The organism is Bacteroides sp. AF39-11AC, from assembly GCF_003474285.1.
Taxonomy (GTDB): Bacteria; Bacteroidota; Bacteroidia; order Bacteroidales; family Bacteroidaceae; genus Bacteroides.
The window spans coordinates 226,213-242,414 of the sequence record NZ_QROH01000001.1; the positions used below are offsets into that span (position 1 = coordinate 226,213).

General features: G+C 45.0%; 12 protein-coding genes. 9 read left to right on the plus strand and 3 right to left on the minus strand.

The features are described 5' to 3' along the window. The first annotated feature begins 7 nt into the window (after positions 1-7). From DW036_RS00735 to DW036_RS00755, 5 genes are all read left to right on the plus strand, one after another. A complete protein-coding gene (locus tag DW036_RS00735; RefSeq protein WP_118460526.1) occupies positions 8-1,804 on the plus strand; it encodes a RagB/SusD family nutrient uptake outer membrane protein in 1,797 nt (598 codons plus the stop codon). A gap of 18 nt (positions 1,805-1,822) precedes the next feature. Further along, positions 1,823-3,502 carry a starch-binding protein gene (locus DW036_RS00740; protein WP_118460528.1) on the plus strand — a complete coding sequence of 560 codons (1,680 nt, stop codon included), beginning with the start codon at positions 1,823-1,825 and terminating at the stop codon, positions 3,500-3,502. Positions 3,503-3,689: 187 nt separating this feature from the next. After that, positions 3,690-5,033: an alpha-amylase family glycosyl hydrolase gene (locus tag DW036_RS00745; protein ID WP_118460530.1), complete on the plus strand. Its 1,344-nt coding sequence runs from the start codon at positions 3,690-3,692 to the stop codon at positions 5,031-5,033. Position 5,034: 1 nt separating this feature from the next. After that, entirely contained in the window at positions 5,035-6,360 is a 1,326-nt protein-coding gene (locus DW036_RS00750; RefSeq protein WP_118460532.1) for an alpha-amylase family glycosyl hydrolase, read from the plus strand. Positions 6,361-6,409: 49 nt separating this feature from the next. Further along, a complete protein-coding gene (locus DW036_RS00755; protein ID WP_118460534.1) occupies positions 6,410-8,554 on the plus strand; it encodes a glycoside hydrolase family 97 protein in 2,145 nt (714 codons plus the stop codon). A 272-nt stretch (positions 8,555-8,826) separates the two neighbouring features. On the opposite strand, the gene DW036_RS00760 is transcribed toward DW036_RS00755, so the two are convergent. Further along, on the minus strand, positions 8,827-9,690 hold the full coding sequence (locus DW036_RS00760) for a head GIN domain-containing protein (protein WP_187374536.1): 864 nt from the start codon (positions 9,688-9,690) through the stop codon (positions 8,827-8,829). Positions 9,691-9,788: 98 nt separating this feature from the next. Continuing rightward, positions 9,789-9,959 carry a hypothetical protein gene (locus DW036_RS25455; protein WP_158585933.1) on the minus strand — a complete coding sequence of 57 codons (171 nt, stop codon included), beginning with the start codon at positions 9,957-9,959 and terminating at the stop codon, positions 9,789-9,791. 27 nt (positions 9,960-9,986) lie between these two features. Between DW036_RS25455 and DW036_RS00765 the strand changes: the two genes are divergently transcribed. Continuing rightward, positions 9,987-10,691 carry a SprT family zinc-dependent metalloprotease gene (locus DW036_RS00765; RefSeq protein ID WP_118461136.1) on the plus strand — a complete coding sequence of 235 codons (705 nt, stop codon included), beginning with the start codon at positions 9,987-9,989 and terminating at the stop codon, positions 10,689-10,691. A 147-nt stretch (positions 10,692-10,838) separates the two neighbouring features. Here DW036_RS00765 and DW036_RS00770 read toward each other — a convergent pair whose 3' ends face one another. Then, positions 10,839-11,237, minus strand: a complete 399-nt coding sequence (locus tag DW036_RS00770; protein ID WP_022392274.1) for a hypothetical protein — start codon at positions 11,235-11,237, stop codon at positions 10,839-10,841. Positions 11,238-11,361: 124 nt separating this feature from the next. Between DW036_RS00770 and DW036_RS00775 the strand changes: the two genes are divergently transcribed. Genes DW036_RS00775 through DW036_RS00785 form a run of 3 tightly spaced genes read left to right on the plus strand, consistent with a single transcriptional unit; the run spans position 11,362 to position 15,756 of the window. Next, complete coding sequence (locus DW036_RS00775) at positions 11,362-12,186, plus strand: alpha/beta hydrolase (RefSeq protein WP_118460538.1); 825 nt, start codon at positions 11,362-11,364, stop codon at positions 12,184-12,186. Positions 12,187-12,216: 30 nt separating this feature from the next. Further along, positions 12,217-13,410, plus strand: a complete 1,194-nt coding sequence (locus DW036_RS00780) for an esterase (RefSeq protein WP_118460540.1) — start codon at positions 12,217-12,219, stop codon at positions 13,408-13,410. A 12-nt stretch (positions 13,411-13,422) separates the two neighbouring features. Then, positions 13,423-15,756, plus strand: coding sequence for a glycoside hydrolase family 3 N-terminal domain-containing protein (locus DW036_RS00785; protein ID WP_118460542.1), 2,334 nt, complete (start codon positions 13,423-13,425; stop codon positions 15,754-15,756). Positions 15,757-16,202 lie beyond the last annotated feature (446 nt).

Genomic DNA, 16,202 nt, shown 5'->3' on the forward strand with positions numbered 1-16,202 from the left:
AAGAATTATGAAATATCTGAAATATAAATGTCTGTTGGCAATCATTCTGGGTTGTTCATTGAGCGGTTGCTTCGACCTTACGGAAGAAGTGTTCGACCGTGTAGACTCCGGTGTCTATTATCAGGACGAGAATAGTGTGAAGAGTGCGGTAGCTACTATTTATTCCACAGGTGCTACCAGTTATGCCGAATACTTCTGGTACATGCAGGAATTTCCTGCCGATCAGGTGACCTGGCGTGTATGGAATGGCGGTCAGTGGGGATATGATGAAGGTGAAAAGTTTATCTTCTCCATTCAGAACTGGACTCCCGATGCCAAGATTATCCGTAGTGCCTGGGAGAATGCATGGACCACTATCGGCCTGTGTAACACTTTATTGGCTGATATGGGGAAGTTAACTTCTGCCGACCTGAAGATGACTGATGAGAAACTGAAAGCTTATGAAGGCGAGGTACGTACACTCCGTGCCTGGGCTTATTACAATATCTTCGAAATCTGGGGTGGCGCATTGCCGCTGAATATTGAACCGGCCACCGTAGACGGTGAATTGCCACCTACTGCCGATCCGGACTTTGATACAAGTTGCAAGAAGATTTATAACTTCATTGCCACCGAGCTGGATGATTGCTACGAAGGAATGGTGGAGAATCAGGTGAACCGCATGAACAAGGCTGTGAACCGTATGATCAAGGCCCGCCTGTTGCTGAATGCCGAAGTGTTCATCAAAGAAAATCACTATACCGAATGTGCCGAATTGTGCCGTGAAATAATCAGTGGTAAATATGGCAAATATGAATTGGCAAAGGATTACCGCGATATTTACTCTATCAATAATACGGAATGTCCCGAAGTCATCATGGCTTTTGCCTGCGAAGACGGTAAACTGAATATGGGATGGATGCGCATGACTTTCTATCCTTATAATATATGGGATTATTTCGGAGGCACTTACAGTCAGAGTGGTTGGAACTGTACTTGTCTGGTTCCTTCGTATGACAATGCGGGAACGGTGAATGAATTGGGAGGTACACAAGGAGCTGCCTGCTTCCTCGATGCGGCTTACGGTGATAAACTGGGTGCAGTCTACGAACGCTTCGACGACCGCGACATCCGTAAAAAGAACTATAATTATGATAAGAAGAACGGCTACAGCGGCATCTTCCTGAAAGGTACCATAAAAGCTAACTATGGTAAGGGTGAGCCCTTGAAAGCCGATGCCGACCGTGACGGACAAGACTTGGCGTATGTAGATCAGGTAGGTACGTTTATGAACCTCGGACGCAACTTGGAAACCGTCATGTCACCGCGTTGGGGTGAGACGAACTCCGGTCTCCGTCTGGTGAAGTACCCGGTATATCCTACTTCCGCAGCCATTGACTTCCAGAACATCGACGAGGTGGAATTCCGCCTGAGCGAAGTGTACTATATGCTGGCAGAGTGTGAAATGCGTGCCGGACAAGCCGACAAGGCCAAAGAACTGGTGAACGAAGTACGTAAACGTTACTTCAGTGCCGGTGACTGGGCAGACGTGAAAGACAAACCGGGCCGTGGCTTCACCGCTTTCGATATGGACTGGATGTTGAGCCAGTGGGGTGTTGAGTTCCTGAATGAAGGTCGCCGCCGCCGTACAGACCTGCGTCGTTTCGACAAATTCACGCAAGGCCAGTGGTGGTTCTTCGGACGTGCCACAGACAATGGTCAACTTTATCCCGCCAAGCGCGATCGTAAATATGAGTGGTATCCGTTGCCTGCTTCTGCACTGCTTGTCAATCAAGGACTGATACAGAACCCGAATTATAAATAACTCAAAAACAGAAAATCCATGAAAAAGATAGTTTACTGGCTGTTTATGTTGCCGTTGTTTGCTCTGCTCAACGGGTGCGACGATACAGATACGATTATATTCGATGACGAACTGCCTCAGTTCGAAATCAAGGCGAACGCCATATTGCTGGAAGTCATCATGCCGAAAGGCAGTGCTGCCGATGACGAATACTACATTGTGGGCGATTTTAACGGAGGAGCCGAAGCTGCTGTAGGTAATCTGGAATGGCAGTTGGAGAAAGCTACCGGTAGCGAATCCAAGTGGGGAATCTATCTGCTACCTTCCACGTTTAAAGATGGAAAGACATTGGCAGACGGCTTCTATTTCGTATCGGCATCGAAAGGTGAAGAACGTTCGGTGAAGAATGAAGCTGTGGTACATCGGTTGGATGTAAAGGTGGGAACCCGTACCAATGTATGGGTAGACCGCTGGGAGGCTTACTTTAATACGGAAGAAGAAGGACATGATGGCTTTGTGGTGTATGTGGCTGATAAGTCCGGTTGGGATAATCTTTACTTGTACGGTTGGGCTGGTGCCGGTGATGTGACACCTGCTTGGCCGGGTATTGCGGTGAAAGGTACGGAAGTGATCAATGGGGTTACTTATAAATACTTCGATATGGGGAAAGCTCTGGATGGCTATGAAGGTGTGAATCTTATTTTCAATAATAATGATGGAAAGCAGTTTGATGGTCCGGTGGTGACACTCAATAAGAACTTCTATTTCCGCATTACCGATAAGGGTTACGAAGAAATCGATCCGGAAGCAAGCTACTTTATTTATGTGGACGACCAGTCCGGTTGGGGAGATCTGGCACTTTACATCTCCGGGGCAGGTGATAACAATGAAGACTGGCCGGGACTTGAACCTGCCGGAACGAAGGAAATCAATGGAGTGGTTTATAAATACTTTGAAACCGATGTGGAATTGATGAATCAGAGTCTGAAGCTGACATTTAATAATAACAAAAAGGAAGACGATCCGGGACTCGTGCTGTCTTTCGTAAAGAACATCACTTTCAGCCGCGATTTCTATTTCAGCATAACTCCTGACAAGTGTGAGGAGATAGATCCTGCAACACACGGTACGAGCTATTCCCTTTATGTGGAAGATAATACCGGTTGGGGTGCGCTGGCGTTGTATGGCTATGGAGATGTGGAACTTGGTGGCGGCTGGCCCGGTCTGCAGGTTTCGGAAACGAAGGTAATCAACGGTACAACGTATAAGTGTTTTCATTTGACACCGGCTTGCACAAATAAGAATATCAACCTGATATTCAATAATAACGGCGGTGGAAATCAGTTGAAAGACTATAACCTGACGATAGATCGTGATTACTATCTCCGCATCTCGGCAGAGGGCTGTAGTGAAATAAAGGATTGTACCGTATATGTGCAGGATAACTCCGGTTGGGAAGCTTTGACTCTCTATGGTTGGGGCGACGCTGAACTGGGTGGCGGCTGGCCGGGCATGCAGATCACCGGAACGAAGGAAGTTAATGGTATGGCTTATAAATACTTTGACTTATCGGAACATATTGGTAAGAATGTGAATCTGATTTTCAATAACAATGGAGGCGGACAGCAAATAGAAGATGGCGGGCTGTATACAGCATTGATAGGAGATATTTACTTCTCCATCACAGCTACTTCTTATGAAAAACTGCCCAAGCCCTAAGATGCTTTGAGTTTCAAGATGGGAAACCGTTTGTTTCATGCCTTGAAACAAGTTGTTTCATTACTTGAAACTCTCTGTTTCACACCGAGAAACTCTTAGTTTCAAGCAATGAAACTAAGAGTTCCACCAGCTGAAAAATAAGCTGAAACTCTTTTATCAGATAATTAATAGGTATAACATTATAGATATGAGACTAAAAGATATCCTTAAGATTTTGTGCTCCAGCCTTTTGCTGTTGAGCTTTACCGGATGCAGTTCGGATGATGATCCTGATATGCCGCCTCTCGCAGATGACGTTACTACAGACGGAATGGTGATTTATGAAGCCAATCCGGCACTCTTCGGTGAAACGCAAGCACTGAATGGACTGACTGCCCAACTGCCACGTATCAAAAAGCTGGAAGCCAATGTTCTTTGGCTCATGCCCATTTTCCAGCAAGGTGAAAAGAATGCTGTCGGTTCTCCGTATTGTGTGAAAGACTATCGGGCTATTAATCCTGCCTATGGAACACTGTCCGATTTGAAAGCATTAGTCACGAAGGCACATGCCGAAGGTATGTTGGTCATCCTGGACTGGGTGGCTAACCATACCTCCTGGGATCATGCCTGGACTACGGAACATAAGGACTGGTATACGCAGGACGCCAACGGTAATATTGTTTCTCCCCCGGGAATGGGTTGGGACGATGTGGCTGATTTGAATTATGACAACACAGCCATGCGTGCCGCCATGCAGGAGGCTATGCTTTACTGGCTGACCGAAGCTGACATAGACGGATTCCGTTGCGACCATGCCGAAGGTGTGCCCAATGACTTTTGGAAGGAAACTATCACGAAGCTTCGTGCCGCCAAAAGTACCTTGCTGATGCTTGCCGAAGGTTCACAAACCGCACTCTACGATGCAGGCTTTGATATGCTGTATGCTTGGAACTTTGCTTATAAACTACAGGATGTATATGCAGGAAGCGCTTCTGTGGCCAGTCTGTATGATACACATTGTAGTGAGCTTGCTTCGGTGACAGATAAACGGTTACTTATGCGTTATTCCACCAACCATGATATGGCTTCCGAGAAATCTCCCGTGCAGGCTTATCAAACCAAAGAAGGTGCTTTCTCAGCCTTTGTGGCCTCTATTTCTATGGGGGGCTGCCCAATGATTTATAGTTCGCAGGAACTGGCTTATGACAAGGCCCTCTCTTTCTTTGGCTATCAGGCGATGGACTGGAATTCTAATGCCGATTATCAGGCGGATTATACCAAACTGATGCAGTTGTATCGCAACTCTCCCGCTTTACAGAATGGAGAGATCAAACTTTATCAGACGAGTAAAGCGATATGCTCTTATCGTATTTCCAGTACGGAAAAGATACTGGTACTGATAAACACCAGCGGCAATCAGGAAAGATTGAATCTACCTATGGAGCGGGTAGGGGATAGTGCGAAGAATCTTTGGACCGGAGAAAGCACCGTGTTGCCAAGAACGGTTACGTTGGAACCCTATCAATATTACATCTGGAAAATAGAAGGATAATATGAAGAAATATATATTTATTGTAAGCCTGCTGTGTCTGCTTGCTGCCTGTACAGGTAAGCGGCAGGGCGAAGCGGCGGCGGAAGTTGCGGCATTGCCTGCTGTGGAAGATGTGGTGATGTATCAGGTCAATCCGCGTGTGTTTGCTCCTGAGAAGTCATTCAAGGCGGTGGAACGTCGCTTAGATTCCATTCAGGCATTGGGAATCAACGTGGTGTGGTTTATGCCGATCAATGAAGTGGGGCAGGAGAAATCTGTAAATTCCCCTTATTGTGTGAAGGACTATAAAGGAGTGAATCCGGAGTTCGGTACACTGGATGAGTTTAAGGCCTTGGTTGCCACTTGCCATCAGAAGGGGATGAATGTGATTATCGACTGGGTAGCCAATCATACTTCCTGGGATAATGTCTGGATTGCCAACAAAGAATGGTATACGCAGGATGAGGCCGGAAACATAATCTTTCCTGCCGGAACCGGTTGGAAGGATGTGGCTGACTTAAACTTTGATAATCAGGAGATGCGCCTGGCAATGATTGAAGCCATGAAGTTTTGGGTTACTGAAATCGGTATCGATGGTTTCCGTTGTGATGCGGCGGACTTTGTTCCCTTCGACTTTTGGAAACAGGCGCTCGACTCTTTGCGTGCCATCCCCGACCGCTCGTTGCTGATGCTGGCTGAAGGGAAAAGACGCGACCACTTTGATGCGGGTTTCGATATGAATTATTCCTGGGACTTTCTGGAAACGCTCCGTGATGTATTTATAAAAGATGCTCCGGCTCCGGAACTGTTTGCTACGGATAAGGCGGAGTATGACACTATCCCCGTAGGAAAAGTGAAACTGCGCTTTACCACCAATCATGATGAGTCGGCAAAAATGTCGCCTACTAAAGAATTCGGAGATGTGCGCGGTTCTATGGCAGCTTTCGTGCTGACTACTTATCTGCATGGAGGAGCGTTGATTTATGGTTCACAAGAGGCGGGTTATCCCGAAGCTATCAACTTCTTTACGTATGTTCCGGTGGATTGGACGGGGAACAGTGAACTGTATCAGGAATACTGTCGTCTGATGGCTCTTTACAACGAGTATCCGGCTATCCGTAAAGGGGGATTGAAGACATATCCGCAACCCGATGTGCTACTCTTTGAAAAACAGGATGGTAAAGACCGTGTGTTGGTTGCTGTAAATGTACGTAATCGTGAAGTAAATGTGACGCTTCCGCAAGAGTGGAACGGACATCCAAGTAAAGATATGTATAGCGGAACAGAAGAGAAGCTGGAAGCAGAACTGAGCCTGTGCCCTTATCAGTATCGAATCTTTAAGTATTGATGAGATGATATTAGTGTTTAAAAGTATCATATTAAAACCATAATAGAATATGAAACATTCTCTTTTTATTGCCTTTTTCCTTTGCCTCGGTTCGTTCGCCTCGGCCCAGCAACTCACTTCTCCTGACGGTAACCTGTCACTGGAGTTTATGGAGCAGGCAGACGGCGTTCCGGCATACCGGCTGGACTATAAAGGCAAACCCGTTTTAACTTCCGGTCGTTTAGGTCTCCTGACGGAAGAAGCTGACCTGACCCGTGGATTCAAACAGACAAACCTTGAACGTGCTTCTGTTGATAACTACTGGAATCCCGTCTGGGGTGAGTACAACCGTGTACGGAATCATTATAATGAAATGACCGTCACCTTGGAACAACCGGAAACAGGACGGATCCTGAATATCCGTTTCCGTCTGTTCGATGATGGCCTGGGTTTTCGCTACGAACTGCCTTTGCAACGCAAGATGAACTACCTCACCGTAAAAGATGAAGTAACCGAATTCAATCTCACGGGAAATCATAAAGCCTTTTGCATCCCCGGCGACTACGATACCAACGAGTTTGCCTATACCACCGCCCCTCTATCGGAAATAGCAGTGGGTATGGAGAAAAGAATTGCCAAGAAATCTTATGAATCTAAAGCTGAAGGCGGCCTGACAGTGCAAACCCCGTTAATGATGAAAAGCGAAGACGGCATCTACCTGAATATCCATGAAGCCGCTTTAGTAGATTATGCCGGTATGTTGCTGAATGTAGATGATAAGCAGTTTAAACTGAGTGCCCACCTGACTCCCGATAAATTGGGTAAGAAAGGTTACTTGCAACTGCCCGTACAGTCCCCCTGGCGTACCGTTATTGTTAGCGATGATGCCCGCGACATTCTTGCTTCTCAATTGATTTATAATCTGAACGAACCTTGCCAATATGAAGATACCTCTTGGATTCGTCCGATGAAATTCGTCGGTGTGTGGTGGGAAATGTTCACAGGCGAAGGAAAGACCTGGGCATATAGTGATTTCTATCAGGCCAAACCCGGCATTACGGATTATGCCAAACTGAAACCCAATGGTCATCACCCCGCCAATACCGCCCATGTGAAGGAATATATCGACTTCGCCTCCGCCCATGGCATCGACGGAATACTGGTAGAAGGCTGGAATGAAGGTTGGGAAGACTGGGCTTCCTATCGGAAAGACCGTCAGTTCCTCTTCAACAAAGCCTATCCCGACTTCGACGTCAAAGAACTGCAACGTTATGCCAAAGAAAAAGGCGTGCAAATGGTAATGCATCACGAAACAGCCGCCAACGCTGCCGACTACGAACGCCAATTGGATGAGGCCTTCCAGTTCATGGTAGACAATGGCTATCATGCCGTGAAAACCGGCTACGTAGGCTATATCATTCCCCGCAATGAATATCACTCTTCCCAATGGATGAACAACCATTACATCCATGTAGCCCGTCGCGCTGCTGATTATAAAGTAATGGTTAATAGTCACGAGGCAGTACGCCCCACCGGTTTGTGCCGTACTTATCCCAACTGGCTGGCTCAGGAATCTGCCCGTGGCGGAGAGTTCGAGACAATGGGCGGCAATGATCCCGATCATACCTGTATCCTGCCTTTTACCCGCCTGAAAGGTGGTCCGATGGACTATACCCCGGGTATTTTCGAGACAAGACTGTCTTATTACAACGGTGAGAAACCCGACGAACGCGTGCATACCACTTTAGTGAAGCAAATGGCACTCTACATGACTATGCCTTCTCCTATCCAGATGGTAGCCGACCTGCCTTCCAATTACGCCCGTTTCCCGGATGCCTTCCGCTTTATTGAAGACGTTGCGGTAGACTGGGACAACAGCTGGTATCTGGAAGCCGAACCGGGAGATTACATCACCGTAGCCCGCAAGGCAAAAGGTAAAAACGAATGGTTTGTTGGCGGCATTACCGATGAGAACAGTCGTACGGCAACGATTCCTTTCTCCTGGCTTCCGGAAGGAAAACAATATATCGCTACCATTTACGAAGATGGCAAGGATGCAGATTGGGACACCAATCCCCAGAGCTATCGTATACGTAAGGTAGTAGTGACGCCTAAGAGTGTACTGAAACAGAAATTAGCCGCCAGTGGTGGCGTTGCCATCAGCATCAAAGAGGCTGATAAAGCGGAGATGAAAGGTTTGAAAACCATCCGCTAAGGCATAAAGGCATTAAATGGAGATATACTCTGCATTTAATATTAAAGTTAACAATACGAATAGGGAGGCCGGGAGGTTCCCCTATTTTTTTGTGCCTTTGGGAACTATTCATCTCCCTTTATACAGGATTACTCTCTCCGATAGTGGGGATACCGGAAGAGGCGGGATAGGAGGAGAGGCTTAAAAACAACGAAGGGCTTCCTCACGGAAACCCTTGCGTTTAGTGTGTTAGAAAAAACTTTTTTTTCCTATAGTAGTTGTAAGAGAGAATTTTAAAGTTTGTACAAGCTCTTCTTCGGGTAATCCAATTCAGGATTGCCTTTGTAACCTACCTTGCCACTACCACTGGTGCGTACTTTCAGGAATTCGGTAGCAAAGCATTTGATACTGCCCGAACCTGCTACACTGGCGGAAACGCGCTGGGCTTCATAACCTGCTGTAAGGAGGTCGCCCGAACCGGCTACACTGTAAGAGGCGGTTTGAGTAGTTCCGGTAATGGTAGCTGAACCTGATCCGGCAACGCTTGCTTCCGTGCCTGCGGCGGTTACATTCTTCAATATCATGTCACCCGATCCGGCTACAGAAACTTTCAGATTGTTGCAAGTGATGTTATTTGCATTGATATCACCTGAACCGGCTACGGATACCTTCATGTCATTACATTTAATGCCACTACCCTTGATATCTCCGGAACCTGCAACATTGATTGTCAGATTATCATCGGTTTGAAGTCCATTCTTCAGGAAAATATCTCCTGAACCTGCAACTGAAATACCATTCAGAGTTTCAGCAGATACGCGTACCTCCAATTTTTTATAAGAAACGTTGACGTTCTTCTTGAAACCTATATATAAGGTGTTGTCTTTTACCTTGATATCCAGTAAGTCAATAATATTGTCTGAAGTATAGACTTCCACTTCTGGACGTCCCGATTTCTGGGTAAACGTAACATCCGGACTGCCGGCTACGCTGATTTTCTTGAAGTTGTCTACCTTGATGTCCTTGGTTACGTAAGTATTGCTGGCTACTACTTTCTTATTGCTCCAGTTACCGGAACTGTAGTTCTTGCTTTGTGAACATGCTGTTGTACTGAGGACTAAACAGATACATGTGATAAGACTTGCTAACTTTCTCATAACTTCTTTAGTTTTATAATTATTTATATATATTATTCCTGTTTACCTATTAGACGTAACTTACTTAAAAAAGGTTGCATGTTTCTTTCTCTTTTTTTTCAGAAACTTTTTAGTGAACGTCCGGTCATGTTATATAAGTCAATATTCATGCCAAATCTATAAAGTGCTGATACATAGGATGTCTTCTTTTGAAGCATGTGTTCATTTTCGGACACTTGTCCGTTTTTGGTTGCCCGATTACTTGTATATTCGGATGATATTTCGTTCATTTGTCTGTTTATTCATTGGGAGATTTTATTGTTTTGGAAAATGTATTGGAAGATAATGAACTTGGGCGTTTCCTTATAAAGGTGAATACCCGTGCCCGGCGCCTGACTTTCCGTACGCGGGAAGATGCCGTCTATGTAACCGTTCCGCCCGGAACTACGATGAAAGAGGTGAAGAATGCAATAGAACAGTTGCGTCCCCGTTTGCGGATAGCCCGTAAAAAGCATACCTGTCTTTTGATAGACTTGAACTTCCGGATAGATACGGAGTTCTTCAAGCTAAGTCTTGTAAGCGGACAGCGTGAACGTTTTCTTTCGCGTTCCGAACTGGGCGAGATGCAGATCATTTGTCCTCCGGGAGCCGATTTCTCGGATGAAGGATTACAGGCATGGTTGCGTAAAGTCATTGAAGAAGCCTTGCGGCGTAATGCGAAGATTATTCTTCCACCCCGTCTGTATATGCTTTCGCAAAAGCATAACCTGCCTTATCAAAGTGTAAAAATCAATTCCAGCAGTGGACGTTGGGGCAGCTGCTCGGCACGGCGTAACATAAATCTTTCTTTCTATCTGGTCTTACTTCCGAAGCATCTGATAGACTATGTGCTCTTACATGAATTGTCTCATACCCGCGAAATGAACCATGGAGAGCGTTTCTGGGCACTTCTCGACGAACTGACGGAAGGAAAAGCCCAGGCATTGCGGAAAGAATTGAAGCAATACCGTACAGAAATATAAGAATCGTTTAAATTCCCTTCTTTCTCCTTACCTTCTCCCTACCTACTCCTTATCTACTCCCTACCTTCTCCTTGCTATAGGACAGGGAGAAGGTGGGGAGTGGATGAGAAGTAAATCTGATTCAGTTGTGAAGAAGGTATGGTTTACCTATTTCTGTGACAACTGTTTTACTTCTTCGTTTTCTTTCTCAAAACGATAGGTTCCTCCTCTTTCGCTTAGTTCGAACAAGGAAAGTTTTTCGGTTTTATTATCCACAATAAACAGTGCACTCTGTTCAGCAAAACGTTTCACATCAATGCTGAATGGTTCTTCTGTTATTTTTTTGTTCACCAGTACGCTGTCATTAATCATTAGCGATAAGGAATCTCCTACAAATCCTTTCGTTAATGTAATGGTATATGTTTCAATGAAATTCCGGTCTTCATCTTTCTTTTTATCCAGACGCAGACTCATGTAAACGAAGATGACGACTACAAAAATAACAGCAAAAGCCAGGATGCCGTTGCCTACCATAAACTGTTTGTTAGTATTCAGATGGTGTGCCATAAAATTTGAAGTTTTAAGAAAGGTACAAATGTAACGAATAGATGCTATATTTCAGTACCTGAAGAGTAACTTTCTGGGATAAATTGCCTAATATTGCAGTTGCAAAACTTTAAATGAAGATGCCATGAAAAGGAAAGTGACTCTCCTGTTGCTATTATTCTGTATATTTACCCTGCATGCACAAGGAGTGTATAAAACGGATAAAGACCTTTCTTATGTTTCCGGTGAGGAAACTGATGCTTATCGAAAAGAACGTTGTAAACTGGATGTCTACTATCCGGTGGACAAGAAAGATTTCCCTACCATTGTATGGTTTCATGGTGGCGGACTGGAAGGTGGTGGTAAGCATATTCCACAAGAATTGATGGATAGAGGCTTTGCTGTAGTGGCGGTGAATTATCGCTTGAGCCCCAAAGCCCAAAATCCTGCTTATATTGAAGATGCTGCCGCGGCGGTGGCGTGGACATTCAGCCATATAGAAGAATTCGGTGGTAGTAAAGATAAGATATTTGTTTCCGGTCATTCGGCAGGAGGTTACCTTTCATTAATGCTGGCTATGGATAAAAAGTATATGGAAGCTTATGGTGCGGATGCCGATAAAGTAGCCGCTTATCTTCCTGTTAGCGGGCAGACCGTAACCCATTTCACTATTCGCAAAGAACGGGGATTGCCGAATGGCATTCCTGTTATTGATGAGTATGCCCCTGTGAACCGTGTACGCAAAGATACCCCTCCCGTAATACTGATTACCGGTGACCGTAACCTGGAAATGGCAGATCGTTGGGAAGAAAATGCATTGCTTGCTTCGGTGCTAAAGAATATCGGAAACAAGAAGTCTGCTTTGTACGAACTGCAGGGCTTCAATCACGGCACAGTGCTCGAACCGGCTTGTTTCCTGATTATAAACTATATCCGTGACTACTGTCGAAACATGGCGGACCAGAAATAAGTAAGATAATACCTCTAAACATATTTTATAATGAAAAGATTAACGACTTTGTTAACTGCCTTTTTGTTGTGCACCATTACTTTTGCACAGCAAGCTCTCTGGGGGAATATTCCGGTTGTTTCTCCCGAAATTCATGATAATAATACCGTTACTTTCCGCCTGCAAGCACCCAAAGCGGTGAAAGTACAAGTTACAGGCGATTTCCTTCCCAAGCAAAAGATAAAAACGGCGAATGGGGAGTTTGAAATCCCTGGGATTGCCGAACTTACGGAGGGGAAAACAGGAGTATGGGAATATACAACTCCCGAGCCTTTGCAGCCGGAGCTTTATAGTTACTCTTTCATAGTAGATGGTTTGCGGATGAATGATCCTGCTAATATCTATCTGATTCGTGATGTATCTACCCTGACCAATGTATTTATCATTGGCGGTGATCGCGCTGATCTTTATAAAGTGAACCCGATACCCCACGGAACCGTATCCCGGACATGGTACAATAGTCCGACGCTTGGCATGGAACGCCGTATGACGGTTTATACTCCTGCCGGTTATGAAACCAGCGGAAAACGTTATCCGGTGCTCTACCTCCTTCATGGAATGGGTGGTGACGAAGAAGCATGGATTTCACTTGGCCGCACTGCGCAGATTCTGGATAATCTGATTGCACAAGGCAAGGCAAAACCTATGATTGTAGTTATGCCGAATGGTAATGCTTCACAGGAAGCTGCTCCGGGTGAGACTTCACGTGGATTGCTGCCTCCCACTACGCAGTTGCCCAAAACCATGGAGGGCTCTTACGAACAGGCGTTTCCCGACATCGTGAAGTTTGTAGATAAAAACTATCGTACGATTAAGAGTAAGTCCGGTCGTGCCATTGCCGGCTTGTCTATGGGTGGTTTCCACTCTATGCACATTTCCAAGCAATACCCCGATATGTTCAACTATGTCGGTCTGTTTTCTGCTGCCATTATGCCTAATAAGGATGTATCTTCACCGATTTATGAAGATATTGAAGGTAAATTGAAGGTGCAGTTTGCTAAGAATCCCGCCCTTTACTGGATTGCCATCGGTAAGACGGATTTCCTTTATAAAGCCAATGTGGATTACCGTAAACTGCTGGATGAAAAAGGATATAAATATACTTATTATGAGACGGACGAAGGACATATCTGGAAGAACTGGCGTATTTATCTGACGGAATTTGTCCCGATGTTATTTAAATAAAAAAACAAAACCATGAGTAGAAAATTGATCTTATCTGTAGCCCTTTCAGGGCTAGTGTCAACTGCTATGGCGCAAACCACAGTAGCGCCCGCTATCCCAAGAGACGAGAATATTGAGAAAAAGGTGGAGACACTGCTCAAGAAGATGACCCTCGAAGAGAAAATTGGTCAAATGACGGAACTTACCATTGACGTCATTACCAAACGTGATAACCCGACTAAAGAGTTCCAGATAGATGATGCATTGCTGGATACTGTTATCGGTAAGTATAAAGTAGGCTCTATCCTGAATGTTCCCCAAGGCATTGCCCAATCCAAAGAGAAATGGGAGGAAATTATTAAGAAGATACAGGATAAATCCATGAAAACCATGGGTATTCCTTGTATTTATGGAGTAGACCAGATACATGGAACCACCTATACGTTGGGAGGTACTTTCTTCCCCCAAGGCATCAATATGGCGGCTACTTTCAACCGGGAACTGGTTCGTGAAGGGGCCCGCATTTCCGCTTACGAAACTAAAGCCGGAAGTATTCCCTGGACATATGCTCCCGTGCTCGATCTGGCTCGCGATGCCCGCTGGCCCCGTCATTGGGAAAATTATGGCGAGGATTGCTATGTGAATGCAGAGATGGGACGCGAAGCTGTCCTCGGTTTTCAGGGCAGTGATCCTAATAATATAGGAAAGCAACAGGTAGCAGCTTGTATCAAGCATTATATGGGATACGGTGTTCCGGTATCGGGCAAAGATCGTACACCTTCGTCTATTACTGTGCAGGACATGCGCGAGAAGCATTTTGCTCCGTTCCTCGAAGGTATCAAGGCGGGTGCTTTGTCTGTCATGGTGAACTCTGCCATGAATAATGGACTTCCTTTCCATGCCAACTATGAGCTGTTGACGCAGTGGCTGAAAGAAGACCTGAACTGGGATGGTATGATTGTGACTGACTGGGCGGATATCAACAACCTCTATACCCGCGATAAGATTGTCGGAAGCAAGAAAGAAGCTATTAAAGTGGCTATTAATGCCGGTATAGATATGTCTATGGTTCCTTATGAATGGAGTTTCTGTATCTATCTGAAAGAACTGGTGGAAGAAGGTGAAGTTCCTATGAGCCGTATTGATGATGCTGTGCGCCGCGTGCTGCGTATGAAATATCGTTTGGGCTTGTTCGATACGCCTGCTTACAGGCATCAGGACTTTCCGTTGTTCGGTGGCAAGGAACATGCAACTGCTGCTTTGCGGGCTGCAGAAGAGTCTGTGGTATTGTTGAAAAATACAGAAGGCATCTTACCTTTGGTTTCCGGTAAGAAAATACTGTTGACAGGACCTAATGCGAACTCTATGCGTACGCTCAATGGTGGCTGGTCTTACACCTGGCAAGGTGATAGAGCTGACGAATGTGCTACTGATTACAATACTATTCTTGAATCGTTTACTAACAAGTTCGGTGCTTCCAATATCATCTACGAACCGGGTGTTACTTACAAACAAGGCGGTGCCTGGTGGGAAGAAAACGCTCCTGAGATAGATAAGGCTGTGACTGCTGCGACTAATGCTGATTATATCGTTGCCTGTATCGGTGAGAACTCCTATTGTGAAACTCCGGGTAACCTGTCGAATCTTTTCCTTTCCAAGAACCAGCTTGACTTGGTGAAAGCGTTAGCTACCACTGGAAAGCCGATTATCCTTGTTCTGAATGAAGGCCGTCCACGTATTATCAACGAAATAGAGCCATTGGCAAAAGCTGTAATCAACGCTATGCTTCCGGGTAACTATGGTGGTGACGCTTTGGCAAACCTTGTGGCGGGTGATGCTAATTTCAGTGCTAAGATGCCTTATACCTATCCGAGAGAGATCAACTCATTATTCACTTACGATTATAAACCGTGTGAGGATCTTGAAAAGATGCAGGGGGCTTATGATTATGATGCCGTGATGTCTGTGCAGTGGGCTTTCGGTTATGGTTTGAGTTATACCACCTATGCTTATAGTAACCTCAAAGTAGATAAGCCTTACTTTACAGCTGATGATATACTTACTTTTACGGTTGATGTAAAGAATACAGGTAACCGTATTGGTAAAGAGAGTGTCCTGCTATTCAGCAGTGACCTGATAGCTTCGTTGACTCCCGATGTTCGCCGTCTGCGTGCTTTTGAGAAAGTGGAATTGAGGCCGGGTGAAGTTAAGACCGTAACGCTGAAAGTTAAAGGTTCCGATCTCGCCTTCGTAGGTTATGACGGTAAATGGATTTTGGAAAAAGGTGATTTTTGCATCCAGACGGGTAATCAAACTTTGAATATTACTTGTACGGATACCAGGAAATGGGATACGCCGAATAAATAAAAATATATAAAAGTTCAGGTACGTTTTACCTTCTATGGATAGAGCCAATAGTTCCCTTATTTCGAACTATTGGCTTTTCTTGTATGCAAAAAGATAGTAAAATGCCCGTATCACTTACGCTCCGTTTTTCTAAAAGAGCGGAAATAGTATCTTGCTCTGTCTTTTAAAAGAATATAAATACGGAATATTGAATAATATACATTTGTTATACAGACTTTATACAAGATAACTATGCATCTTATACCTCAAAACTATATATCTAATGCTTGCTATCTATATATCTGACGCTTAAGATCTATATATCTAATACTTGTAATCTGTATATGGAACGCTTGTGATCCATATACAGATTGTAAACCAATAATTTATGGTTGCCGAACTGCATCTGTTTTATTTTTCAGCATTGTCCGTATTTATGTATCCCTCTGTCAGCCTGCCGGATACAC

What these genes read in the sequence shown, in the direction of transcription:
- DW036_RS00755 (WP_118460534.1), top strand. Translation starts at nt 6,410, where the DNA reads ATGAAACATTCTCTTTTTATTGCCTTTTTCCTTTGCCTCGGTTCGTTC.
- DW036_RS00770 (WP_022392274.1), bottom strand. Translation starts at nt 11,237, where the DNA reads ATGGCACACCATCTGAATACTAACAAACAGTTTATGGTAGGCAACGGC.
- DW036_RS00740 (WP_118460528.1), top strand. Translation starts at nt 1,823, where the DNA reads ATGAAAAAGATAGTTTACTGGCTGTTTATGTTGCCGTTGTTTGCTCTG.
- DW036_RS00735 (WP_118460526.1), top strand. Translation starts at nt 8, where the DNA reads ATGAAATATCTGAAATATAAATGTCTGTTGGCAATCATTCTGGGTTGT.
- DW036_RS00745 (WP_118460530.1), top strand. Translation starts at nt 3,690, where the DNA reads ATGAGACTAAAAGATATCCTTAAGATTTTGTGCTCCAGCCTTTTGCTG.
- DW036_RS00750 (WP_118460532.1), top strand. Translation starts at nt 5,035, where the DNA reads ATGAAGAAATATATATTTATTGTAAGCCTGCTGTGTCTGCTTGCTGCC.
- DW036_RS25455 (WP_158585933.1), bottom strand. Translation starts at nt 9,959, where the DNA reads ATGAACGAAATATCATCCGAATATACAAGTAATCGGGCAACCAAAAAC.
- DW036_RS00785 (WP_118460542.1), top strand. Translation starts at nt 13,423, where the DNA reads ATGAGTAGAAAATTGATCTTATCTGTAGCCCTTTCAGGGCTAGTGTCA.
- DW036_RS00775 (WP_118460538.1), top strand. Translation starts at nt 11,362, where the DNA reads ATGAAAAGGAAAGTGACTCTCCTGTTGCTATTATTCTGTATATTTACC.
- DW036_RS00760 (WP_187374536.1), bottom strand. Translation starts at nt 9,690, where the DNA reads ATGAGAAAGTTAGCAAGTCTTATCACATGTATCTGTTTAGTCCTCAGT.
- DW036_RS00780 (WP_118460540.1), top strand. Translation starts at nt 12,217, where the DNA reads ATGAAAAGATTAACGACTTTGTTAACTGCCTTTTTGTTGTGCACCATT.